Here is a 19,963-nt window from a genome sequence, read left to right on the forward strand (position 1 = left end):
CCGATCCAAGGCCGGCACCGGTTCTGCCCCGCGAAGGAGATGTGTGCAGGATGACCACCACGTCTGAACGTCCCTCAGAAACGCCGGCACGCGAGGTGTCCAAGCGTGTCTCCCAGTCCGTGTTCGACGGCTCCCCGCTGCGGGTCGTCCTTCTGGTCGACGTGTACGACGGCGCTCAGCAGCAGTTCCTGGAGGCGTACGAGCAGCTCTGCTCCCAGGTCACGCAGGTTCCCGGGCACGTCAGCGACCAGCTCTGCCAGTCCATCGAGAACCCCTCGCAGTGGCTGATCACCAGCGAGTGGGAGAGCGCCCCGCCGTTCCTCACCTGGGTGAACAGCGAGGAGCACGTCCACATGGTGGAACCGCTGCACTCCTGCGTGCGCGACACCCGTTCGCTGCGCTTCCACATCGTCCGCGAGACGGGCGGCTCCGCGGTCCCCGCCGAGCCCGCTCCCGGCCGCCGTCTCCAGGCGCACCCGCGCATCGGTGACGGGGTCATCCGGCACGCGCTCACCTTCACCGTGAAGCCCGGCACCGAGGAGAAGGTCGCGGCGATCCTCGCGGACTACGCCTCGCCGAAGGCCCGCGTCGACGACACCACGCAGCTCATGCGGACCTCGCTGTTCATGCAGGGCAACCGGGTGGTGCGGGCCATCGAGGTGCGCGGCGACCTGCTCGCGGCGCTGCGGCACGTGGCCCGGCAGCCCGAGGTGCGGGCGGTCGAGGAGGCCATCAACCCCTACCTGGAGCAGGACCGGGACCTGGACGACCAGGAGTCGGCCCGGATGTTCTTCACCCGTGCGGCGCTCCCCGCGGTGCACCACGTGGTCGCCGACGAGCAGGCGGAGGGCAACCGCCTCGCGCTGTTCTACCCGGCCCGCCCCGGCCAGGGCATGCGGCTGGCCGAGCTGCTCTCCCAGCACGACCAGGTCGCCGCCGACTACCCGGCGAGCTCGGTGCTGCGCAGCACGGTCTTCCAGCGCGACGACGTGGTGGTGCGCCTGGTGGACGTGCGCGGCAAGGACGTCGAGGCGCTGCCCGAGGACGCGCGGGCGGCCGCCGAGGTGCGCGGGCTGCTGCACGGCGACGCCGCCCGGATGGACCTCGTCACCGACCGCCGCGCCTCGGACGCCTGATCCGGTGCCCCCCTCTCACCCCGCCACCGCCGACGCGGCACATTCCACGGAGGAAACTGTGATCAAAAACCGTCCCAAGATCATCGACCTGAAGGACACCGAGCACAACACCCGGCGCGGCGGCGACCTGCGCGCCATGCTGACCCCGGCGACGGTCGGCTCGACCAGCGGTTTCATGGGCGTGGCCCTGGTGCAGCCCGGCGACCGCATCGGCGAGCACTACCACCCGTACTCCGAGGAGTTCGTGTACGTGATCTGCGGCCGGCTGGAGGTGGACCTCGACGGCGAGGCCTACCCCCTGCAGCCGGAGCAGGGCCTGATGATCCCGGCCCACATGCGGCACCGCTTCCGCAACGTGGGTGACGAGGAGGCGCGCCTCGTGTTCCACCTGGGTCCGCTGGCCCCGCGCCCGCAGCTCGGGCACGTGGACACCGAGGAGACGGACGTCATCGGGGCCGCCGCGGTGGTGACGGAGGCCGGTGGTGCCGTCGCCGCCGGGGACCGGGTGCGCTCATGACCCGCCGGGTGGCGGTCACGGGCATAGGCATCGTGGCTCCGGGCGGGATCGGTACGCCCGCGTTCTGGGACCTGCTGTCCAACGGCCGGACCGCGACGCGCGGCATCACCTTCTTCGACCCCTCGGGGCTGCGGTCACGGATCGCCGCCGAGTGCGACTTCGACCCGGCGGCCTACGGGCTCGACGCCGGGGAGGTCGAGCGGGCGGACCGGTACATCCAGTTCGCGCTGGTGGCGGGCGACGAGGCGGTGCACGACTCCGGTCTCGACCTGGCGGCCGAGGACCCCTGGCGGATAGCCGTGTCCGTCGGCACGGCCGTCGGCGGCACCACCCGGCTGGAGAACGACTATGTGCTGGTCAGCCATGGCGGCCAGCGCTGGGATGTGGACCACACCCAGGCCCGGCCCGAACTCCACCGGGCGTTCTCGCCCAGCACGGTCGCCTCGTCGGTGGCCGAGCGGTTCGGCGCGCGGGGCCCGGTGCAGACGGTGTCCACGGGCTGCACCTCGGGCCTGGACGCCGTCGGGTACGCCTTCCACACCGTGCAGGAGGGCCGGGCGGACATATGCCTGGCCGGTGCCTCCGACTCGCCGATCTCGCCGATCACGATGGCGTGCTTCGACGCGATCAAGGCGACGTCCCCGAACAACGACGACCCGGCGCACGCCTCCCGCCCCTTCGACAACGACCGTGACGGGTTCGTCATGGGCGAGGGCGGCGCGGTGCTGGTGCTCGAGGAGCTGGAGCACGCCCGGGCCCGCGGTGCGCACGTGTACTGCGAGCTGAGCGGGTACGCCACGTTCGGCAACGCGTACCACATGACCGGTCTGACCCCCGAGGGCCTGGAGATGGCCCGCGCGATCGAGACCGCCATGGACCAGGCCCGGATCGACCCGACCGCGATCGACTACGTCAACGCGCACGGTTCCGGCACCCGGCAGAACGACCGCCACGAGACGGCCGCGGTGAAGCGGGCGCTCGGGCAGCACGCCTACGACACCCCGATGAGCTCCATCAAGTCGATGGTGGGGCACTCCCTCGGGGCGATCGGGGCCATCGAGGTGGTGGCCTGTGTGCTGGCGCTCGCCAGGCAGGCCGTCCCGCCGACCGCGAACTACACGACCCCCGACCCCGAGTGCGACCTGGACTACGTGCCGCGCGAGGCCCGGGAGCGGAAGCTGAACGGCGTGCTCTCCGTGGGCAGCGGGTTCGGCGGTTTCCAGTCCGCGGTGATCCTGACCCGGCCGAGGGAGTGAGGACACGATGAGAGCGACCGAGGAACGGCGCGCCGCCGTCACCGGAATCGGCGTGGTCGCGCCGAACGGCATCAGCACCGAGACCTTCTGGAAGTCCACCCAGGAGGGCACATGTGTCCTGGACCGGGTGACCCGCGAGGGCTGCCAGGACCTGCCGCTGAAGGTGGCGGGCGAGGTCCGCGCGTTCGACCCGGCGGTGGTCGAGGAACGCTTCCTGGTGCAGACCGACCGCTTCACCCACTTCGCCATGGCGGCGGCGGACCTCGCCCTGGAGGACGCCCGGCTCGGCCAGGCCGACACCGCGGCGAACCCGTACTCCATCGGCGTGGTCACCGCCTCCGGTTCCGGCGGCGGCGAGTTCGGCCAGCGCGAGCTCCAGCAGCTGTGGGGCAAGGGCAGCCGGTTCGTCGGCCCGTACCAGTCCATCGCCTGGTTCTACGCGGCCAGCACCGGCCAGATCTCCATCCGGCGGGGCCTCAAGGGGCCCTGCTCGGTGGTCGCCTCCGACGAGGCGGGCGGTCTGGACGCCCTCGCGCACGCCGCCCGCGCGGTGCGCCGGGGCACCGATGTGATGGTGGCCGGCTCCACCGAGGCGCCGCTCGCGCCGTACTCGGTGGTCTGCCAGCTCGGATACGGGGAGCTGAGCGGTGAGAGCGACCCGGCGCGCGCGTACCGCCCCTTCACCGAGGCGGCGTGCGGGTTCGTGCCCGCCGAGGGCGGCGCGATGCTCGTCATCGAGGCGGAGCGGTCCGCGCGGGAGCGCGGGGCCGAGGTCCGGGCGTACGTCGCGGGACACGCGGCGACGTTCACCGGGGCCTCCCGCTGGGCCGAGTCCCGCGAGGGGCTGGCGCAGGCCATCCGGGCGGCGCTGGCGGAAGCCCGGTGCGCGCCGGAGGAGGTCGACATGGTCTTCGCCGACGCCCTCGGGGTGCCGGAGGCGGACCGGGCCGAGGCACTGGCGCTGGTGGACGCGCTCGGCGAGCACGGGCGCCGGGTGCCGGTGACGGCGCCGAAGACCGGTATCGGGCGCGGCTACTGCGCGGCACCGGTGCTGGACGTGTCGGCGGCGGTGCTGGCGATGGAGCACGGCCTGATCCCGCCGACACCGAACGTGGTGGACGTCTGCCACGACCTGGACCTCGTGACCGGGAGCGCCCGCGTGGCCGAGCCGCGCACGGCGCTGGTCCTCAGCCGGGGCCTCATGGGGTCGAACTCGGCGCTGGTGCTCCGGCACGGCGCCCAGTAGGCGAACAGCAAAGGAGAGAACGGCATGAACGCGCAGATCACCGAAGAAGAACTGGCCGCCCTGATGAAGAAGGCGGCGGGCATCACCGTCGCCCCCGAGACGCTGCGGGAGCAGCCGCAGACCCCGTTCGAGACGCTCGGTCTCGACTCGCTGGGCCTGCTGGGCATCGTCGGCGAGCTGGAGAACCGGCACGGCACCCCGATGCCCCCGGACGCCGAGCGCTGCAAGACGCCGCAGGCGTTCCTCGAACTCGTCAACAGCGCACTGATGGCAGGAGCCTGACATGGCCGGACACACCCGGAACGAGATCACCATCGCCGCTCCGCTCGACCTGGTCTGGGACATGACCAACGACCTGGAGAACTGGACGCGGCTGTTCAGCGAGTACGCGTCCGTCGAGGTCATCGAGCGGGAGGGCCGCAAGACGACGTTCCGGCTCACCATGCACCCGGACGACAACGGCACCGTGTGGAGCTGGGTCTCCGAGCGCGAGCCGGACCCGGAGACCCGCACCGTCCGCGCCCGCCGCGTGGAGACGGGCCCCTTCGCCCACATGGACATCCACTGGGCCTACGAGGAGGTGCCCGCCGGTACCCGGATGGTGTGGACGCAGGACTTCGCGATGAAGCCCGAGGCGCCGGTCGACGACGAGTGGATGACCGACAACATCAACCGCAACTCCAAGGTCCAGATGGCGCTCATCCGGGACAAGATCCAGCAGGCCGCCGGGGACCGCCCCGCCCCGGCCCTGGCCGACTGACCGGCGAGCCGGAGAACCTGAGAACCGGAGAAGAGGACACCTGCCATGCACCAGGGACTGATCGTGGCCCGGATGGCACCGGGCTCGGCCCAGGACATCGCCAAGATCTTCGCGGAGTCGGACCGGGGCGAGCTGCCGCGCCTCGTCGGGGTGCGCCGCCGCAGCCTGTTCCAGTTCGGCGACGTGTACATGCACCTCGTCGAGTCGGACAGCGACCCGGCCCCGGCCATCGCCAAGGTGGCCGGCCACCCGGAGTTCCGCGGGATCAGCGAGCGCCTGTCGGCGTACGTCAGCGCGTACGACCCGGAGACCTGGCGCTCCCCGAAGGACGCGATGGCGGAGCGCTTCTACGTGTGGGAGCGCGACTAGCCGTCCGACTCCCCGACAGGTAAGACCACCGGCCGCCGGGCCCGCAGCGTCGCGGGCCCGGCGGCCGGTCTTTGCTGTCTTTCCGTTTCTGTCCCGACGGGTTCCGCGTCAGCCCGCGACGTGGCACTCGAAGGCGTGCAGGTACGGGTTGACCGGGCGGATGTCGTCCACGACGAGGCCCGCCGAGGTGAGGCGGCCGGTCATGGACTCGGTGGTGTGCTTGGCGCCGCCGACGTTGAGCAGGAGCAGCAGGTCCATGGCGGTGCTGAAGCGCATCGAGGGGGTGTCGTCGACGAGGTTCTCGATGACGATGACGCGGGTGCCGGGGCCGCCCGCGGCGACGACGTTGCCGAGCAGCCGGGCGGTGCTCTCGTCGTCCCACTCCAGGATGTTCTTGATGACGTAGACGTCGGCCTTCACCGGGACCGAGGCGCGCACGTCACCGGGCACGATCTCGGCGCGGTCGGCGAGGTCGCCGGTACGCAGGCGGGGCAGGGCGTTCTCGACCACGCGGGGCAGGTCCAGCAGGCTGCCGCGCATCGTCGGGTACTTGTCGAGCAGGCAGGCCACCACATGGCCCTGGCCGCCGCCGCAGTCCGCCACCGAGTCGGCGCCGGACAGGTCGAGCAGGGCGGCGACCTCGCGGGCCGACTGCTCGCTGGAGCGGGTCATGGCCTGGTTGAAGACGTCCGCGGACTCGGGGGCGTCCTCGTTGAGGTAGGTGAAGAACTCCTTGCCGTAGAGGGACTCCACGACGTTGTCCCCGGTGCGCACGGCCTCGTCCAGCTTGGGCCAGGCGTCCCAGGTCCACGGCTCGGTGCACCACAGGGCGATGGCGCGCAGGCTGTGGGGATCGTCCTCGCGCAGCAGGCGGGACATGTCGGTGTGCGCGAAGGTGCCGTCCGGGCGCTCGGCGAAGACGCCGTAGCAGGACAGGGCGCGCAGCAGTCGGCGCAGCGGCTTGGGCTCGGTCTTCACCGAGGCCGCCAGGTCCTCCACGGGCTTCGGGTCGTCACCGAGGGCGTCGGCGACGCCGAGCCGGGCGGCGGCCCGGACGGCGGCGGCGCAGGCCGCCCCGAACACCAGCTCGCGCAGGCGCATGGGGGGAGGTGGGGCTGTCTCAGCGGTCGTCATCTGCCGCCCTTTCTCGTTCTTCGGCCTTCTGCGGTCATCGATGGGCAGCGGGCGGGCGGTCAGCACAGGCCCGCGGGCTTCGAGGCCCGGCAGGAGTTGCGCTCGAAGCGGTTGCCCTTGCCCGTGTCCGTGTTCACCAGGTCCGCGGGTGCGTTGGCCGACAGCATGTTGCCGTCGACGCGGTTGTTCTCGCCGGTGGCGCCGACCATGCTCTTGAAGAGCACGATGCCGCCGGAGAGCGGGGACTTGCCGGCGTTGCCGCGCACGTAGTTGCCGGTCACGCGGGTCTGCTCGACACCGGTCAGCACGATGCCGGAGCCCTGGAGGGCGGGCAGGCGCGCGGTCTTCGGGCAGGACTTGTTGTTCTGCGTGACGCGGTTGCGGGCGACGGTCAGATGCCCGGCCTTCGGCTTGTTCTCGTCGCCGACGATGAACACACCGGCGCAGTTGCCGCTGATGCCGTTGTCCTGGACGTTGACGTCGCGCAGGCGGCGGACGGTGACGCCGATGCGGTTGTCGTCGAGGCGGTTGTGCTCGACGAGGGTCCGTCCCGCGTCGTACGCGCCCGCCTCCTCCTTGATGGTGTTGGCGAGGAAGAGTCCGGCGTCGCCGTTGCGCTCGGCGACGTTCTCGCGGAACACGCCGCCGACGGAGCGCTCCTGGGCGATGCCCCAGGTGTCGTTGTCGTAGGCCCGGACGTGGCGGACCGTCATACGGTCGGTCGCCATCCCGAACACCCCGGCACGGGCGAACCCGGTGACGGCGAGGTCGGAGACGGTGACGCCCTCGACGTTCCTGGTCTTGGTGCCGAGGACGCAGATGCCGTTGCCGTTCTTGGCGCAGGTGTTGGCGTCCTTGCCGGTCTTGGTGGCGGCGGGCTTGATGATCGTGCGGGCGCCCGCGCCGCGCAGCGTGAGGCGGGGCGTCCCGATCTGCACGCTCTCGTGGTAGGTGCCCGCGAGCACCAGCACGGTGTCGCCGGACCTGGCGGCGTCGACGGCCTTCTGGATCGACTCGCCCGGACGGACCACGAGGGTCTGATGGGCGGCGGCCGCGGGGACCGCCCCCATTCCCGCGCTCACGAGGGCCGCGGTGCAGGCGAGATATGCGAGGTGACATCTCTTCATACCGCGAACGGTATGACCGTTTAATCCGGTATCCCGCGCGATGGTCCATCCGGCGGCGTGTCTGTGCGTGCCGGTGCGTTGCCGGTGCGTGCCGGTGCGCGTTCGGTCAAGGGGCCCGCAACGCCTGCCCCACGGCGAGCCGTACGTCGTCCTCCGGCCGTCCTGCCCCGCCCTCCGCCAGCTGCCACAGCCGGTTCTGCAGCACCCGGGCCAGCGTCCAGGCCCGCGCCCGCTCCCGGTCCAGCCCGAGGGCGGCGGTCAGGGCGTCGAAGCGGTGGCGGGTCTCGGCCGGGTCGTACCGGTTGGCGAGCGCGGGCAGCAGCTCGAAGCCGGGGTCACCGGCCAGCGGCTTGGGGTCGATGGCCAGCCACGGCGCGCGGGAGGCGGCCAGCACGTTGCCGTAGTGCAGGTCCCAGTGCAGCAGCCGGTCACCGGGTTCGTCCGCGACCTCGCGCAGCGCGGCCGCGCCGTCCCGCAGCAGACGCCGGGTGGCGGGGTCGGGTTCCGTACGGAGGGCCCACGGGACGCGCTCCGTCATCGCGCGCGCGATGTCACCCAGTCGGCGCAGTCCGGGCGGGGCGGTGCGCGAGGTGAGCCGGGCGAGCAGTCCGCCGATGACGTCGACCGCCTCGCGGGCGTCGGGCAGCGCGGACAGGGGGCGGTGCTCGTCCAGCCGCTCCAGCAGCAGGGTGCCGGTCGGCGCGTCGCGGGCGAGCAGGCGTACGGCGCCGTCCCCGGCCCAGGTGCCGAGGGCCGCCGCCTCGCCCGCGCACTCCTCGTCCAAGTGCTGGACCTTGAGCGCGGCCAGGGTGCCGTCGGCCATGGTCACCGGGAGGACCAGGGCGCATTGGCCCGACAGTGCCGGGGCGGTGGCGCGCAGCTCCCAGCGGGCCAGGAAGTCGTCGGCCCGGTGGGTCAGAGGGGTGCGGTCGGAGGGCGCGGGGGTCACCTCGCCGACCATACTGACGGATGTGAGACGGGGTGCCGGGATGGGGCGAGCGGTGCGGGCGGTGGCGGCCTATGTGCGGTCCGCGCCCGGCACCTATGTGTGGCTCGCCGTGCTGTTCGTCACCACGGTGGCGCTGCACCATATGTCGCCGGAGTTCGAGAAGGAGTTCCTGCGGCAGCGGTCGACCAACATCCATGAGCTGTCGCAGAACCCGGTGCGGGTGCTGATCACGAGCGCGATGTGGATCGACGGGGGGCGCTGGCTGCCGTACGCCGCCGCGTACAGCGTGTTCCACGCGCAGGCGGAGCGGTGGCTCGGCACGGCCCGGTGGCTGGTGGTGTGCGCGGCCGCGCACGTACTGGCGACGCTGATCAGCGAGCTGGCGCTGCTGAGGGCGGTGAACGACGGTCACGCCCCGGCCTCCGCCGTCAACACGCTGGACATCGGGGTGAGTTACGCCCTCGCCGGGGTGATGGGCGTGCTGACGTACCGGATCGCGCCGCCCTGGCGGTACCCGTATCTCGCGGTGCTGCTCACCGTGTACACCGTCCCCCTGGTCGACGGCCGCACCTTCACCGACGTCGGCCACGCCCTGGCCGCGCTGATCGGGCTGGCCTGCTACCCGCTGGTGCGGGGCCGGGAAGGCACCTGGGCCCCGTTCCGGAGCCCGGCCGCGCCGTCCGGCTGACTACGCTGCCGCCCATGATCCGTACCGCGCACCCCGACGACGTCCCCGTCATCCACGCGATGATCCGCGAGCTGGCCGAGTACGAGAAGGAGCCCGACGAGGCGCGGGCCACCGAGGAGCAGCTGCGCGAGGCGCTGTTCGGCGCCCGCCCGGCGGCCTACGCGCACCTCACGGTCGACGACACCACCGGCGAGGTCGCCGGGTTCGCCCTGTGGTTCCTGAACTTCTCCACCTGGCGCGGGGTGCACGGCATCTACCTGGAGGACCTGTACGTCCGCCCCGCCGCGCGCGGCGGCGGCCACGGCCGGGCCTTGCTCACCGAGCTGGCCCGGATCTGCGCCGAGCGCGGCTACGAGCGCCTGGAGTGGTCGGTGCTGAACTGGAACCGGCCCGCCATCGGCTTCTACGAGAAGCTCGGCGCCCGCCCGCAGGACGAGTGGACCGTGTACCGGCTCACCGACGCGGCACTGGCCGGGCTGGGCCGCTCAGCCCACTGACTCCCGCACCTGGGCCTTCGCCGGGAGGCCGTGCCGTGGGGGTTTCGCCGTGACCATCAGGCCCGCGACCACGGACGCCAGCAGCATCACCGCGGCCGCCCACCAGATCGCCACCGTGTAGCCGTGCACCAGCCCCGCCGGGACCACCGTCGCCCGGTCGGCGGGACTCCGCAGCCGCGCGGCGACGTACGCGGCCGCGCTGGTGGTGGCGATGGTGTTGAGCAGCGCGGTACCGATGGAGCCGCCGACCTGCTGGGCGGTGTTGACGGTCGCCGAGGTGACCCCGGAGTCGCGCGGCGCGACCCCGGCCGTGGCGGTGGCGAACACCGGCATGAAGGTCAGGCCCATGCCGAGCCCGAGCAGCAGCAGCGCGGGCAGGATCTCCGAGGCGTACGAGGAGTGCACCGTCATCCGGGTGAGCAGCAGCAGCCCGCCGGTGGCCAGCAGCAGGCCGGGCACCATCAGCAGGCGCGGCGGCACCCGGTTCAGCAGGCGGGCCGATATCTGGGTCGAGCCGATGATGATCGCGGCGGTCAGCGGCAGGAAGCCCAGGCCCGCCCGGACGGGGGAGTAGCCCAGGATGACCTGGAGGTAGTAGGTCATGAACAGGAACAGCCCGAACATGCCGATCACCGCGAGCAGCATCGTCAGGAAGCAGCCCGCGCGGTTCCGGTCGCGGACGATGTGCAGCGGCAGCAGCGGGCTCGGGGCGCGGTTCTGCCACCACACGAACAGCACCAGCAGCGCGATCCCGGCCGCGAACAGCGCCAGCACCAGCGGATCGGTCCAGCCACGCGGCTGGGCCTCGCTGAAGCCGTAGACGACGGCCACCAGACCGCCGCAGCCGAGCACCGCGCCGGGCACGTCCAGCCGGGCGGTGCCGCCGTGGCCGGGCCGGTCGTGCAGCAGCGCGAAGGCGCCGAGCACGGCGACGACGGCGATGGGCACGTTGACGTACAGGCACCAGCGCCAGTTCAGGTACTCGGTGAGCAGCCCGCCCAGGATGAACCCGATCGCGGAGCCGCTGCCCGCGAGCGCGCCGTAGATGCCGAACGCCTTGCCGCGTTCGCGCGGGTCGGTGAACGTCGTGGTCAGCAGGGACAGCGCGGACGGCGCGAGCAGGGCCGCGAAGACGCCCTGGAGGGCGCGGGCGCCGAACAGCATCCCGGAACTGCCCGCCGCGCCGCCCAGCGCGGAGGCCCCCGCGAAGCCGATCAGGCCGATGACGAAGGTGCGTTTGCGCCCCACCAGGTCCGCGATCCGCCCGCCCAGCAGCAGCAGGCCGCCGAAGGCGAGGGTGTACGCCGTGATGACCCACTGCCGGTTGCCGTCGGACATGTGGAGGTCGGCTTGGGCGGAGGGGAGGGCGATGTTCACGATCGTCGCGTCCAGCACCACCATCAGCTGGGCCAGGGCGATCACGACCAGGCCCCACCAGCGGCGGGGATCGGCTGCCTCGGTTCCGGCGGAGACCGGAACGGGCTCACCCGTTCGGCCGATGCTCATCTCGTCAGAACACCATGGATCGGGGCGTATCGCATCCGCGTCCGAGCCCGCCCCGGCCGCTGCTGCCGAAACGGTTCCTCAGGGTTCGAGCACCACCTTCCCCACCGTGCCGCGCGTCTGGAGCGCCCGGTGCGCGGCGGCCGCCTCGGCGAGCGGGAACCGGGTGACGGCCGGGCGCAGCCGTCCGGCGGCGGCCTCGGCGAGGGCCCGCTCCTCCAGCGCGCGCAGCCCGCCGCCCCGCCGGAGCATCTCCGGCCCGAGCACGGACTCGGAGACCCCCGCCACGAAGTGGCCCCGGCTCTCCTCCCCGATGCCCTCGGCGGACCAGCCGAAGACCAGGTGCCGCCCGTCCGGCCCGAGCAGGGCGACGGCCTCGCGGGCCACCTCGCCGCCGACCCCGTCGTAGACCAGCGTGGCGGCCCGGCCGCCGAGCCCCGCCCGGACCTCGGCGGGCCAGTCGGGGCGGGTGTAGTCGACGGCGAGATCGGCGCCGTTCGCCCGGACCCGCGCGGTCTTCTCCGCGCCGCCCGCCAGGCCGACGACGGTTGCCCCGGCGTTCTTGGCGTGCCGCACGAGCAGGGTGCCGACGCCTCCGGCCGCCGCCGGTACCACCACCACGGACTCCGGGCCCGGTTCGGCGAACCCCGCGATGCCGAGCGCGGTGCGCCCGGTGCCGATCATGGCGACGGCCTCGGCGAGGTCCAGGCCCTCCGGCACCGGGTGCAGCCGTGCCACGTCGGTGACCGCGAGTTCCGCGTACCCGCCCGGTGCGAAGCCGAGGTGGGCGACGACCCGGCGGCCGAGCCACGCCCCAGCCACGCCGTCGCCGAGGGCGTCGACCACCCCGGCGATCTCCCGGCCCGGCACGGTCGGCAGCGCGGCGCGCTCGGGCAGTGGGCCGCGCTGCCCCTCCCGCAGGGCGGTGTCCAGCAGATGCACCCCGGCCGCCGCGACCGCCACCCGCACCTGGCCGGGGCCGGGAGAGGGGTCGTCGGTCTCCTCGTACGTCAGGTTCTCGGCCGGTCCGAAGGCGTGCAGACGGACGGCGTGCATGGGACCCCCAGAGTTCGTGTCATTCGCTTCCGGGGCCCACTCTTCGACCTCAAGTGTCCTTGAGGTCAAGGCGATGTCAGTGCCGGGGTGCAGCATGGGCGCATGGCGACGAGGCGGGCGACGGGCACGGGCGGCACCACGGCGGTACGGGGCGCGCGGCGCCCGGAGCTGCGGCTGCCGCCCCTGACCCCCTGGGCGGACGCGGAACTCGAGCGGGACGGGGACTACGACGGGCTGGAGTTCCGGGAGACCGACCTGTCCGGACAGCAGGGCGGAGGCGCCCGGTTCATGGACTGCGCGCTGACCGGCTGCGTCCTGGACGAGACCGGGCTCGGCCGGGCCCGGGTGCTGGACTCGGTGCTCGACGGGGTGCGGGGCGTCGGCACCCAGCTCGCCGAGGCCACCTTCCGGGACGTGGAGTTCCGCTCGCCCCGGCTCGGCGGCACCCAGCTGCACGGCGCGGTGCTGGAGCGGGTCGTGGTGCGCGGCGGCAAGCTCGACTTCCTCAACCTGCGCGAGGCCCGGCTGAAGGACGTGGTCTTCGAGTCGTGCGTCCTGGTGGAGCCCGACTTCGGCGGGGCCCGGCTGGAGCGGGTGGAGTTCGTCGACTGCGCCCTGAAGTCCGCCGACCTCTCCCGCGCCACCCTGAAGGACGTCGACCTGCGCGGGGCCGCTCCGCTGGAGATCTCCCGGGGACTCGACCGGCTCTCCGGCGCGGTCATCGGCACCGGCCAACTCCTGGACCTGGCCCCGCTGCTGGCGGCGGAGCTGGGGATCAGGGTGGAGGGGTAGCAGGCCCTAGGAGATACGGGGATAGCGGGCCTGGAGGGTCCAGATGGCGGGGTTGTCCGCGAGGCCCTCGTGCATGTCGGTCAGGTCCGCGATGACGTCGTGCAGGAAGTCGCGGGCCTCCCGGCGGAACTCGGCGTGCGAGAAGTTCAGCGGGGGTTCCTCGGCGGGCATCCAGTCCGACTCGATGTCCACCCAGCCGAACCGGCGCTCGAACAGCATGCGGTCCGTGGACTCGGTGAAGTCCAGCTCCGCGCGCTGCGGGCGGGCGGCACGGGAGCCCATCGGGTCCTTGTCGAGCTGCTCGGCGATGTCGCACAGCGCCCACGCGAAGTCCAGCACCGGCACCCATCCCCAGGCTGTGGACAGCTCCCGGTCCGACTTGGTGTCGGCCAGATAGACGTCACCGCAGAACAGGTCGTGCCGCAGCGCGCGGACGTCCGCCCGGCGGTAGTCCGTCTGCGGGGGGTCCGGGAAGCGGTTGGAGAGGGCGTAGCCGATGTCGAGCACGTCAGTGATGGTCCCACGCCGGGGGCTGTTCAGCCCGCGTGCGCCCTGACGGGGCCCCGGCCCCGGGAATCACCCCGGAGCCGGTGGCAGGCGTTCTCAGACGTTGACGCCGAAGTCCTGGGCGATGCCGACCAGGCCGGAGGCGTAACCCTGGCCGACGGCGCGGAACTTCCACTCCGCGCCGTTGCGGTACAGCTCGCCGAAGACCATGGCGGTCTCGGTGGCCGCGTCCTCGGAGAGGTCGTAGCGGGCGATCTCGGCGCCGCCCGCCTGGTTCACGATGCGGATGTACGCGTTGCGGACCTGGCCGAAGTTCTGGCCGCGGTTCTCGGCGTCGTAGATGGAGACCGGGAAGACGATCTTCTCGACGTCGGCCGGGAGGGCGGCCAGGTTGACGTTGATCGCCTCGTCGTCGCCCGCGCCCTCGCCCGTGCGGTTGTCGCCGGTGTGGACGATGGAGCTGTCCGGGGTCTGCTTGTTGTTGAAGAACACGAAGTGCTGGTCGGAGTAGACCCGGCCCTGGCCGTTGACCGCGATGGCGGACGCGTCCAGGTCGAAGTCCGTGCCGGTGGTGGTGCGGACGTCCCAGCCGAGGCCCACGGTGACGGCCGTCAGGCCCGGAGCCTCCTTGGTGAGCGAGACGTTGCCACCCTTGGACAGGCTTACAGCCATGATTGGGAGTCCCTTCCCTTTTGAGTATCTGTGCCGACGAAGCTACGTCACCGGTAAGAACGGCGGGAGGGGTCCCATAGGTTCCTGCCCGCTTTACCTTTTTTGCCGAGCTGTTCCGGAGCCGCGTGCGGGCGCGCCGGAAATCGGGGTGACGTGGGGCGCCCGGAGCCGGGACCATGGAGGGCATGTCCGGGCCCTATCTCATCCGTGGCTCGGTCTCGCTTCCCGAGGCCGAGCTGACCTGGCGTTTCTCGCGCTCCTCGGGGCCCGGTGGCCAGCACGTCAACACCAGCGACTCCCAGGTGGAGCTGCGCTTCGACCTCACCCGCACCGAGGCCCTGCCCCCGGTGTGGAAGGAACGTGCGCTCGAACGCCTGGCCGGGCGCCTGGTGGACGGCGTCGTGGTCGTACGCTCCTCCGAGCACCGCTCCCAGTGGCGCAACCGCGAGACCGCGGCCGTACGCCTGGCCGCGCTCCTCGCCGAGGCCACCGCACCCCCGCCCAAGCCCCGCCGCGCCACCCGCATCCCCCGCGGCATCAACGAGCGCCGCCTCAGGGAGAAGAAGCAGCGCGCCGACACCAAGCGCGGCCGCTCGGGGCGTGACTGGGGCTGAGCCCCGCCCCGGCGCCCGCCCGGTCGGGGTCCGTCAGCGCCGCTGCAGCATGGCGATTTCAGCCTCGACGGCCTCCAGCATCAGGGTGCGGGCGCGGTCCACGGGGATGCCGCCGCTCAGCCAGCGCATGCTCAGCCCTTCCACCAGGGCGGTGAGCCGCTCGGCCGCGGCCGCCGGGGCGGACGCGGGTGCCGCGGGGTTCACCCGCGTCAGCATCGCGGTCACCTCCCGCACCCACAGCGAGGTCGCACTGGCGAGTTCCTCGCGCAGCAGCGGGTCGAACACGGCGCTGGCCCGCAACTCCCCCCAGGCGGAACTGTTCTCCCGTACCTCGCCGGTGTCCTGGAGTTCGAGCAGGAGGCTCTGCTCCAGCTCCTCGCGCGGGGTGAGCGGTGCGGCGTCAGGATCGCGGACCGTGGTGTAGTGCCCGGCCCGGTCGCTGATGAACTGCAGCGTGCGGCGCAGCACTCCGGCGCGGTCCTTGAAGTGGTAGTAGATCAGCCCCGTGGACACGCCGGCCTCGGCGGCGAGCTCCTCCACGCGCAGCCCGCGAACTCCGTGCCGGGCGATCACCCGGACAGCCGCTTCGAGGATCTGTGTCGTGCGCGATGCCATGACCGCAGACCCTATCCGGCAGGAGCGCCGATATGTTTGACTGAAAATTCAGTCAGTGGCAAGGTGGAATCACGGTCCCGGTCCGGCCGCGCCCCCGCGCACGGCCCGCCATGGCCGGACAGCGTTCTCAGTCCCTTGATCGGAGCACCGTGTCCCACCAGCCCTCCCTTCCCCGTCGTGCCGTTCTGCGCGCGCTCGCCGGGATCGGCGTCGTCGCCTCCGGCGCCGCGGCTTGCGGACCGGGGGGTGTGAGTTCCACGGACCGGGGTGCCGCCGACGACGGCCGGGCCGTCCGGTTCGGCGCCGAGTGGGAGAGTCACGCGCGCACCTTCATGTCGTGGCCGGCGCTGGACCCGGTGTGGGGTGAGGACCTCCCGTACGTCCGGGAGGACATCGCGCGGGTGGCGCGGGCCGTCGCGGAGTACGAGTACGTCGTCATGATGGCCAGGTCCGACCAGATGAAGGCCGCCCAGCGGGCCTGCGGCTCCCAGGTCGAGGTCGTCCCCCTGGAGGTCGACGACCTGTGGGCGCGCGACATCGTCCCCGTCTTCGTGGCGGACGCCGGCCGGGTCACGGGCGTCGACTTCAACTTCAACGGGTGGGGGGACAAGCAGGAGCACGCGAACGACGCCCGCGTCGCGGCGACGTTGCTGGACAGGTACGGCATCGCGCGGGTGAAGGCCCCGCTCGTCGCCGAAGGCGGTTCCTTCGAGACCGACGGGGAGGGCACCCTGCTGCTCACCGAGAGCTCGGTCGTCAACGACAACCGCAACCCCGGCAAGAGCCGCGACCGGATCGAGGCGGAGCTCGAGCGGACGCTCGGGGTGAGCAAGGTCATCTGGTTGCGGGGGGTCCGGGGGCAGGACATCACCGACGCTCATGTGGACAGCCTCGCCCGGTTCACCGCTCCCGGTGTGGTCCTGGTCGACCAGGCGTATCCGGGCTCGCCCGCCGATTCCTGGTCGCGCGCGGCGGACCAGGTGCGCTCCGTGCTCCGCGACGCCACGGACGCGCGGGGGCGGCACCTCGAGATCGTCGACCTGCCCCAGCCGGACCTCGAAAGGATCACGGGGCAGGGTGACGACTTCGTGTCGACGTATGCCAACTTCTACGTCGCCAACGACTCCGTCTTCATGCCGAAGTTCGGCGACAGGAGGGCCGACGACCGGGCGCGCGGCATCCTCCAGGAGCACTTCCCGACGCGTGACATCGTGCCCGTCGTGATCGACACCATCGCCTCGGGCGGCGGCGGCATCCACTGCTCGACCCACGACCAGCCGGGCAAGCCCGTCGGCTGACCGGGAGCCGCGCGGCGGCGGGCCGGCCGGGGCGGGTCAGCGCGTGGCGCGCACCTCCCGGCCGGGGTTGTCCTCGCCCGTGAGCGGCACGGCGCGCACCCCGACCGTCTGACCCCCGCTCGTCTCGTCGGTCGTGCGGAACCCGAGCCGCCGGTAGAACGCGCCGGGACCGTCGTCACCGGGATGCCAGGTGACGTACAGCTCCCCGCAGCCGCGCCGTCGCAGCTCGGCCGCGACCGAGTCCACGGCGAACCGGCCGTATCCCTTGCCCTGTTCGGCCGCGTCGATGTTCAGCCGCCAGAGGCCGGAGCGGCGCAGGCTTCCGCCGTCCGCGCGCCAGTCGATGTCCAGAAAGGCCATCAGGAAGCCGACGGGCCGCTCCCCGTCCAGGATCAGCCGGGGCCAGGCGACCCCCGGCGGACGCACGTACGCCTCCGCGAGGGAGTGCGCGACCGGTTCGACCGCGTGCTCCTGGTCGGGGCGGACACGGATGGCCAGGGCGGCTTCGAGGTTTGCGGAGGTGACCTCGGCGAGCTGGAGTGACATGCGCGCACCCTAGGGCGGCGGGTTCACCGGGCGCCCCTCATTTACGCCCCTCAGCCCAGGTGCCGGTACCGCCCCCGGTAGTACATCAGGGGCCCGCCCTCCGCGCTCGGCACCCGTGCCGTCAGGACGCGGCCGATGACCAGGGTGTGGTCGCCCGCCTCGACGCGCTGCTCGGTGCGGCACTCCAGGGTGGCCAGCGCGCCGGGGATCAGGGGGGCGCCGGAAGCCTCGCCCCGGTCGCAGGCGAGGTCGGCGAAGAGGAGGCGGTCGCTGACCCGGCCCTTCATGGCGAACCGGCCCGCGATCTGCCGCTGGTGCTCGGCGAGGACGGACACCGCCCAGAGCGGCTGCTCGTCCAGCAGGTCGTCCATCCGGGAGCCGGTGCGCAGACTGACCAGCACCAGCGGCGGGTCCAGCGAGACCGACATGAAGGCCGTGGCCGTCATGCCCGCGTCCTCGCCGCCCGGCGCGTACGGGTCGTCGGGGTCCAGCGGCGGTTCCTGCGCGGTCACCAGCACCACGCCCGCGGCCAGCCGGGACATCGCGGCCCGGAACTCGTCGTCGCTCACCCCCTCAGCATGCACAGAAGCAGCCGTGGCGGTGGGGGAGGGAGGGTTCAGCACGCCGGAAACGCTAATCGGCCGCCCCCGGCCGCCGCATCGGGCCTCCGGCCGAACCCGGACCTAGGTCCAAAGGACCGGACCTGTGACCGAAGACCACATCTGGACCAGCACAACGGCATATGCGCAACTTCGCAGCCTTTGCGATCGGAGAACGCAACGGGAAAGTGCGGAAACTGCACTCAATTGTTCAAGTTCTTCTGTGACTTGAGTCACAAGGAGTACGGAATTGTTGACCCTGTGTACCGAGTGAGCAGCGCGCTGTGATTCAGTGGCGGAAAGCCTGTGGACAGCAGGGGGAGGGCGAGCATGGAGACCGATCAGGAGCCGTACGTCCCTCTGACGTCACTGCGTCAGCTGCACCAGGTCATGGCCGAGATGAACACCGCGCGCAGCCAGGCGGACACCCTGCAGATCGTCGCCGACGGCGCGGTCGGCGCCCTCGGGTACGAGATGGCCTGCGTGAACCTGGTGCGTCCCGACGGCGATCTGGTCGTCGCCGCCGTCTCCGGCAACTCCGCCGCCGAAGCCCTCATCACCGGCCGCACCGGCTCCCGCGAGTCCTGGGACCGCCGCCTCGGCATGGGTGAGCTCTGGGGCGACCTGGTGTTCATCCCCCACACCGAGGGCTGGGTCCTCGACGACGACGACGTCCCCCAGTGGTACAGCGACGGCCCCGCGCCCCGCTTCCCCGAGGAGTGGCACCCCGGCGACCGGCTCTTCGCCCCGATGTACGCCCCCGGCGCCCAGGGCGGCGCCCGCGGCGGACTGCTCGGCGTCATATCCGTCGACCGCCCCCTCACCGGCCGCCGCCCCGGCGCCTGGGGCCGCGAGGCCCTGCAGATGTACGCCTTCCAGGCCGCCATCGCCATCAGCAACGCCCACCTCCGCGCCAACATGCAGCGCGCCCTGGTCCGTCTGGAGCGGGACCAGCAGGCCCTGCGCGCCAGTGAGGAATCCTTCCGCCAGTCCTTCGAGTACGCCCCCTCCGGCATGGCCATCGCCGAGATGGGCGGCGATCAGCACGGCCGCATCCTGCGCACCAACGACGCCCTGTGCCGTCTGCTCGGCCGGCCCGCCTCCGCGATGCGCCGCTACTCCTTCTCCGACCTCGTGCACCCCGAGGACATCGGCACCCTGATGCGCACCTCCGCCGAGGGCGGCCGGGCCGAGCTGCGGCTCGCCCGGCGCGACGGCAGCTATGTATGGGTGTCGCTGCGCAACTCCGTGGTCGCGGACGCGGCCGACGGCCCGCGCTTCCTGCTGACCCACGTCGAGGACATAGAGGAGCGCAAGGGCCGCGAGCTCCAGCTCGCCCACCGCGCCTCCCACGACTCGCTGACCGGGCTGCCCAACTCCGCCGAGCTGCGCTCCCGGCTCGCCGCCCGGCTGTGCCGCCGCCCGGCCCACCTCGACCCCCTGGAGTCCCTGGACGCCGCCTACGGCCACCCGGCCGGGGCCGGTGACGCCCACGGTTTCGACTTCGGGCCCGGCGCGGAGCCGTACGACGCCTTCGACCACCATGTGCACACCGTCGCCCCCGAGCAGGGCCCCGACGACGGCACCAAGGGGCTCGCGGTCCTCTTCTGCGACCTGGACGGCTTCAAGTCGATCAACGACCGTTTCGGGCACAACGCGGGGGACGCGGTCCTCATCGAGGTGGCTCGCAGGCTCAGCGGCGGCGTGCGCGACGGCGACACGGTGGCCCGGCTCGGCGGCGACGAGTTCGTGATCCTCGCCGACGGCCTCGGCCAGGCGGACGCCGCCGACCTCGCGGTGCGGCTGCGCGGCGAGATTATCCAGCCGATCCGGGCCGAGGGCCGGGCGGTCCGGGTGGGCGCCAGCTTCGGCATCGGCTGGGCGCACTGCGGGATGACGGCGGACGAGGTGCTGAAGTCCGCCGACGAGCGGATGTACGTGGAGAAACGATCTCGTCCCAAACAGCATCGGCGTGCCGGGTGAAGCGCAGGTCAGTGCGCTGACAGTGCGGGGCTCCGCGGTTCGGGCGTCCGTTCGGGGGTCCCCCGTCCGAGCGAATCGGGGTGTGCGGGAGGGTAGGCT

The 19,963-nt window shown here is 72.4% G+C and carries 23 protein-coding genes; 13 read left to right on the plus strand and 10 right to left on the minus strand.

All coding sequences use genetic code 11. The features are described from left to right. Window positions 1–50 precede the first annotated feature (50 nt). Genes ACIPPM_RS25260 through ACIPPM_RS25290 form a run of 7 tightly spaced genes read left to right on the plus strand, consistent with a single transcriptional unit; the run spans window position 51 to window position 5,284 of the window. A complete protein-coding gene (locus ACIPPM_RS25260; RefSeq protein WP_401451779.1) occupies window positions 51–1,136 on the plus strand; it encodes a SchA/CurD-like domain-containing protein in 1,086 nt (361 codons plus the stop codon). Between the two features lie 58 nt (window positions 1,137–1,194). Next, window positions 1,195–1,653: a cupin domain-containing protein gene (locus tag ACIPPM_RS25265; protein ID WP_401451781.1), complete on the plus strand. Its 459-nt coding sequence runs from the start codon at window positions 1,195–1,197 to the stop codon at window positions 1,651–1,653. Then, a complete protein-coding gene (locus ACIPPM_RS25270) occupies window positions 1,650–2,909 on the plus strand; it encodes a beta-ketoacyl-[acyl-carrier-protein] synthase family protein (protein WP_401451783.1) in 1,260 nt (419 codons plus the stop codon). Before ACIPPM_RS25265 ends, ACIPPM_RS25270 begins: the two co-directional genes overlap by 4 nt. Before the next feature lie 7 nt (window positions 2,910–2,916). Further along, window positions 2,917–4,155, plus strand: coding sequence for a ketosynthase chain-length factor (locus ACIPPM_RS25275; RefSeq protein WP_401451785.1), 1,239 nt, complete (start codon window positions 2,917–2,919; stop codon window positions 4,153–4,155). Window positions 4,156–4,179: 24 nt separating this feature from the next. Beyond that, entirely contained in the window at window positions 4,180–4,437 is a 258-nt protein-coding gene (locus ACIPPM_RS25280) for a phosphopantetheine-binding protein (protein ID WP_401451787.1), read from the plus strand. A 1-nt stretch (window position 4,438) separates the two neighbouring features. Next, a complete protein-coding gene (locus ACIPPM_RS25285; RefSeq protein WP_401451789.1) occupies window positions 4,439–4,915 on the plus strand; it encodes an SRPBCC family protein in 477 nt (158 codons plus the stop codon). A 45-nt stretch (window positions 4,916–4,960) separates the two neighbouring features. Beyond that, complete coding sequence (locus ACIPPM_RS25290) at window positions 4,961–5,284, plus strand: TcmI family type II polyketide cyclase (protein WP_401451791.1); 324 nt, start codon at window positions 4,961–4,963, stop codon at window positions 5,282–5,284. A gap of 108 nt (window positions 5,285–5,392) precedes the next feature. Here the strand turns inward: ACIPPM_RS25290 and ACIPPM_RS25295 are convergent, their stop codons facing one another. The 3 genes from ACIPPM_RS25295 to ACIPPM_RS25305 form a co-directional block, all read right to left on the minus strand. Beyond that, window positions 5,393–6,418 carry a methyltransferase gene (locus tag ACIPPM_RS25295; RefSeq protein ID WP_401451793.1) on the minus strand — a complete coding sequence of 342 codons (1,026 nt, stop codon included), beginning with the start codon at window positions 6,416–6,418 and terminating at the stop codon, window positions 5,393–5,395. A 59-nt stretch (window positions 6,419–6,477) separates the two neighbouring features. Next, window positions 6,478–7,545: a nitrous oxide reductase family maturation protein NosD gene (locus tag ACIPPM_RS25300; RefSeq protein ID WP_401451796.1), complete on the minus strand. Its 1,068-nt coding sequence runs from the start codon at window positions 7,543–7,545 to the stop codon at window positions 6,478–6,480. 106 nt (window positions 7,546–7,651) lie between these two features. Beyond that, complete coding sequence (locus tag ACIPPM_RS25305; RefSeq protein WP_401451798.1) at window positions 7,652–8,506, minus strand: aminoglycoside phosphotransferase family protein; 855 nt, start codon at window positions 8,504–8,506, stop codon at window positions 7,652–7,654. A 28-nt stretch (window positions 8,507–8,534) separates the two neighbouring features. On the opposite strand from ACIPPM_RS25305, the gene ACIPPM_RS25310 reads away from it, so the two are divergent. Together ACIPPM_RS25310 and ACIPPM_RS25315 are read left to right on the plus strand one after the other, a co-directional pair. After that, the gene (locus tag ACIPPM_RS25310; RefSeq protein ID WP_401451801.1) at window positions 8,535–9,182 is read left to right on the plus strand and encodes a rhomboid-like protein; all 648 of its coding nucleotides are present in this window, start codon (window positions 8,535–8,537) and stop codon (window positions 9,180–9,182) included. Between the two features lie 14 nt (window positions 9,183–9,196). Continuing rightward, complete coding sequence (locus tag ACIPPM_RS25315) at window positions 9,197–9,679, plus strand: GNAT family N-acetyltransferase (protein WP_401451803.1); 483 nt, start codon at window positions 9,197–9,199, stop codon at window positions 9,677–9,679. On the opposite strand, the gene ACIPPM_RS25320 is transcribed toward ACIPPM_RS25315, so the two are convergent. Continuing rightward, window positions 9,668–11,185, minus strand: coding sequence for a DHA2 family efflux MFS transporter permease subunit (locus ACIPPM_RS25320; protein ID WP_401451805.1), 1,518 nt, complete (start codon window positions 11,183–11,185; stop codon window positions 9,668–9,670). The genes ACIPPM_RS25315 and ACIPPM_RS25320 overlap by 12 nt on opposite strands. A gap of 78 nt (window positions 11,186–11,263) precedes the next feature. Then, a complete protein-coding gene (locus tag ACIPPM_RS25325; RefSeq protein WP_401451807.1) occupies window positions 11,264–12,238 on the minus strand; it encodes a zinc-binding dehydrogenase in 975 nt (324 codons plus the stop codon). Between the two features lie 102 nt (window positions 12,239–12,340). Between ACIPPM_RS25325 and ACIPPM_RS25330 the strand changes: the two genes are divergently transcribed. Next, on the plus strand, window positions 12,341–13,030 hold the full coding sequence (locus ACIPPM_RS25330) for a pentapeptide repeat-containing protein (protein ID WP_401451810.1): 690 nt from the start codon (window positions 12,341–12,343) through the stop codon (window positions 13,028–13,030). A 6-nt stretch (window positions 13,031–13,036) separates the two neighbouring features. Here the strand turns inward: ACIPPM_RS25330 and ACIPPM_RS25335 are convergent, their stop codons facing one another. Beyond that, the gene (locus ACIPPM_RS25335) at window positions 13,037–13,537 is read right to left on the minus strand and encodes a hypothetical protein (protein ID WP_393914288.1); all 501 of its coding nucleotides are present in this window, start codon (window positions 13,535–13,537) and stop codon (window positions 13,037–13,039) included. Window positions 13,538–13,633: 96 nt separating this feature from the next. Beyond that, window positions 13,634–14,209, minus strand: a complete 576-nt coding sequence (locus ACIPPM_RS25340; protein ID WP_401451812.1) for a TerD family protein — start codon at window positions 14,207–14,209, stop codon at window positions 13,634–13,636. A gap of 176 nt (window positions 14,210–14,385) precedes the next feature. On the opposite strand from ACIPPM_RS25340, the gene arfB reads away from it, so the two are divergent. After that, on the plus strand, window positions 14,386–14,823 hold the full coding sequence (gene arfB / locus ACIPPM_RS25345; RefSeq protein WP_401451815.1) for an alternative ribosome rescue aminoacyl-tRNA hydrolase ArfB: 438 nt from the start codon (window positions 14,386–14,388) through the stop codon (window positions 14,821–14,823). A 33-nt stretch (window positions 14,824–14,856) separates the two neighbouring features. Here the strand turns inward: arfB and ACIPPM_RS25350 are convergent, their stop codons facing one another. Next, the gene (locus ACIPPM_RS25350; RefSeq protein ID WP_401451817.1) at window positions 14,857–15,438 is read right to left on the minus strand and encodes a TetR/AcrR family transcriptional regulator; all 582 of its coding nucleotides are present in this window, start codon (window positions 15,436–15,438) and stop codon (window positions 14,857–14,859) included. A 110-nt stretch (window positions 15,439–15,548) separates the two neighbouring features. Here ACIPPM_RS25350 and ACIPPM_RS25355 point away from each other — a divergent pair, with 110 nt between their 5' ends. Next, complete coding sequence (locus ACIPPM_RS25355) at window positions 15,549–16,736, plus strand: agmatine/peptidylarginine deiminase (protein ID WP_401451820.1); 1,188 nt, start codon at window positions 15,549–15,551, stop codon at window positions 16,734–16,736. A gap of 36 nt (window positions 16,737–16,772) precedes the next feature. Here ACIPPM_RS25355 and ACIPPM_RS25360 read toward each other — a convergent pair whose 3' ends face one another. Together ACIPPM_RS25360 and ACIPPM_RS25365 are read right to left on the minus strand one after the other, a co-directional pair. After that, entirely contained in the window at window positions 16,773–17,282 is a 510-nt protein-coding gene (locus ACIPPM_RS25360) for a GNAT family N-acetyltransferase (protein ID WP_401451822.1), read from the minus strand. 50 nt (window positions 17,283–17,332) lie between these two features. After that, entirely contained in the window at window positions 17,333–17,824 is a 492-nt protein-coding gene (locus ACIPPM_RS25365) for a flavin reductase family protein (protein ID WP_401452475.1), read from the minus strand. Between the two features lie 387 nt (window positions 17,825–18,211). On the opposite strand from ACIPPM_RS25365, the gene cdgB reads away from it, so the two are divergent. Then, the gene (gene cdgB, locus ACIPPM_RS25370) at window positions 18,212–19,864 is read left to right on the plus strand and encodes a diguanylate cyclase CdgB (protein ID WP_401451824.1); all 1,653 of its coding nucleotides are present in this window, start codon (window positions 18,212–18,214) and stop codon (window positions 19,862–19,864) included. Window positions 19,865–19,963 lie beyond the last annotated feature (99 nt).

This window comes from Streptomyces sp. NPDC090119, assembly GCF_044747085.1.
Classification (GTDB): Bacteria; Actinomycetota; Actinomycetes; order Streptomycetales; family Streptomycetaceae; genus Streptomyces.

Bases quoted from the DNA above. Each gene is read 5' to 3' on its own strand.
- ACIPPM_RS25260 (WP_401451779.1), top strand. From the start codon at position 51: ATGACCACCACGTCTGAACGTCCCTCAGAAACGCCGGCACGCGAGGTG.
- ACIPPM_RS25270 (WP_401451783.1), top strand. From the start codon at position 1,650: ATGACCCGCCGGGTGGCGGTCACGGGCATAGGCATCGTGGCTCCGGGC.
- ACIPPM_RS25275 (WP_401451785.1), top strand. From the start codon at position 2,917: ATGAGAGCGACCGAGGAACGGCGCGCCGCCGTCACCGGAATCGGCGTG.
- ACIPPM_RS25280 (WP_401451787.1), top strand. From the start codon at position 4,180: ATGAACGCGCAGATCACCGAAGAAGAACTGGCCGCCCTGATGAAGAAG.
- ACIPPM_RS25285 (WP_401451789.1), top strand. From the start codon at position 4,439: ATGGCCGGACACACCCGGAACGAGATCACCATCGCCGCTCCGCTCGAC.
- ACIPPM_RS25290 (WP_401451791.1), top strand. From the start codon at position 4,961: ATGCACCAGGGACTGATCGTGGCCCGGATGGCACCGGGCTCGGCCCAG.
- ACIPPM_RS25295 (WP_401451793.1), bottom strand. From the start codon at position 6,418: ATGACGACCGCTGAGACAGCCCCACCTCCCCCCATGCGCCTGCGCGAG.
- ACIPPM_RS25300 (WP_401451796.1), bottom strand. From the start codon at position 7,545: ATGAAGAGATGTCACCTCGCATATCTCGCCTGCACCGCGGCCCTCGTG.
- ACIPPM_RS25305 (WP_401451798.1), bottom strand. From the start codon at position 8,506: ATGGTCGGCGAGGTGACCCCCGCGCCCTCCGACCGCACCCCTCTGACC.
- ACIPPM_RS25310 (WP_401451801.1), top strand. From the start codon at position 8,535: ATGGGGCGAGCGGTGCGGGCGGTGGCGGCCTATGTGCGGTCCGCGCCC.
- ACIPPM_RS25315 (WP_401451803.1), top strand. From the start codon at position 9,197: ATGATCCGTACCGCGCACCCCGACGACGTCCCCGTCATCCACGCGATG.
- ACIPPM_RS25320 (WP_401451805.1), bottom strand. From the start codon at position 11,185: ATGAGCATCGGCCGAACGGGTGAGCCCGTTCCGGTCTCCGCCGGAACC.
- ACIPPM_RS25325 (WP_401451807.1), bottom strand. From the start codon at position 12,238: ATGCACGCCGTCCGTCTGCACGCCTTCGGACCGGCCGAGAACCTGACG.
- ACIPPM_RS25330 (WP_401451810.1), top strand. From the start codon at position 12,341: ATGGCGACGAGGCGGGCGACGGGCACGGGCGGCACCACGGCGGTACGG.
- ACIPPM_RS25340 (WP_401451812.1), bottom strand. From the start codon at position 14,209: ATGGCTGTAAGCCTGTCCAAGGGTGGCAACGTCTCGCTCACCAAGGAG.
- arfB (WP_401451815.1), top strand. From the start codon at position 14,386: ATGGAGGGCATGTCCGGGCCCTATCTCATCCGTGGCTCGGTCTCGCTT.
- ACIPPM_RS25350 (WP_401451817.1), bottom strand. From the start codon at position 15,438: ATGGCATCGCGCACGACACAGATCCTCGAAGCGGCTGTCCGGGTGATC.
- ACIPPM_RS25355 (WP_401451820.1), top strand. From the start codon at position 15,549: ATGGCCGGACAGCGTTCTCAGTCCCTTGATCGGAGCACCGTGTCCCAC.
- ACIPPM_RS25360 (WP_401451822.1), bottom strand. From the start codon at position 17,282: ATGTCACTCCAGCTCGCCGAGGTCACCTCCGCAAACCTCGAAGCCGCC.
- ACIPPM_RS25365 (WP_401452475.1), bottom strand. From the start codon at position 17,824: ATGTCCCGGCTGGCCGCGGGCGTGGTGCTGGTGACCGCGCAGGAACCG.
- cdgB (WP_401451824.1), top strand. From the start codon at position 18,212: ATGGAGACCGATCAGGAGCCGTACGTCCCTCTGACGTCACTGCGTCAG.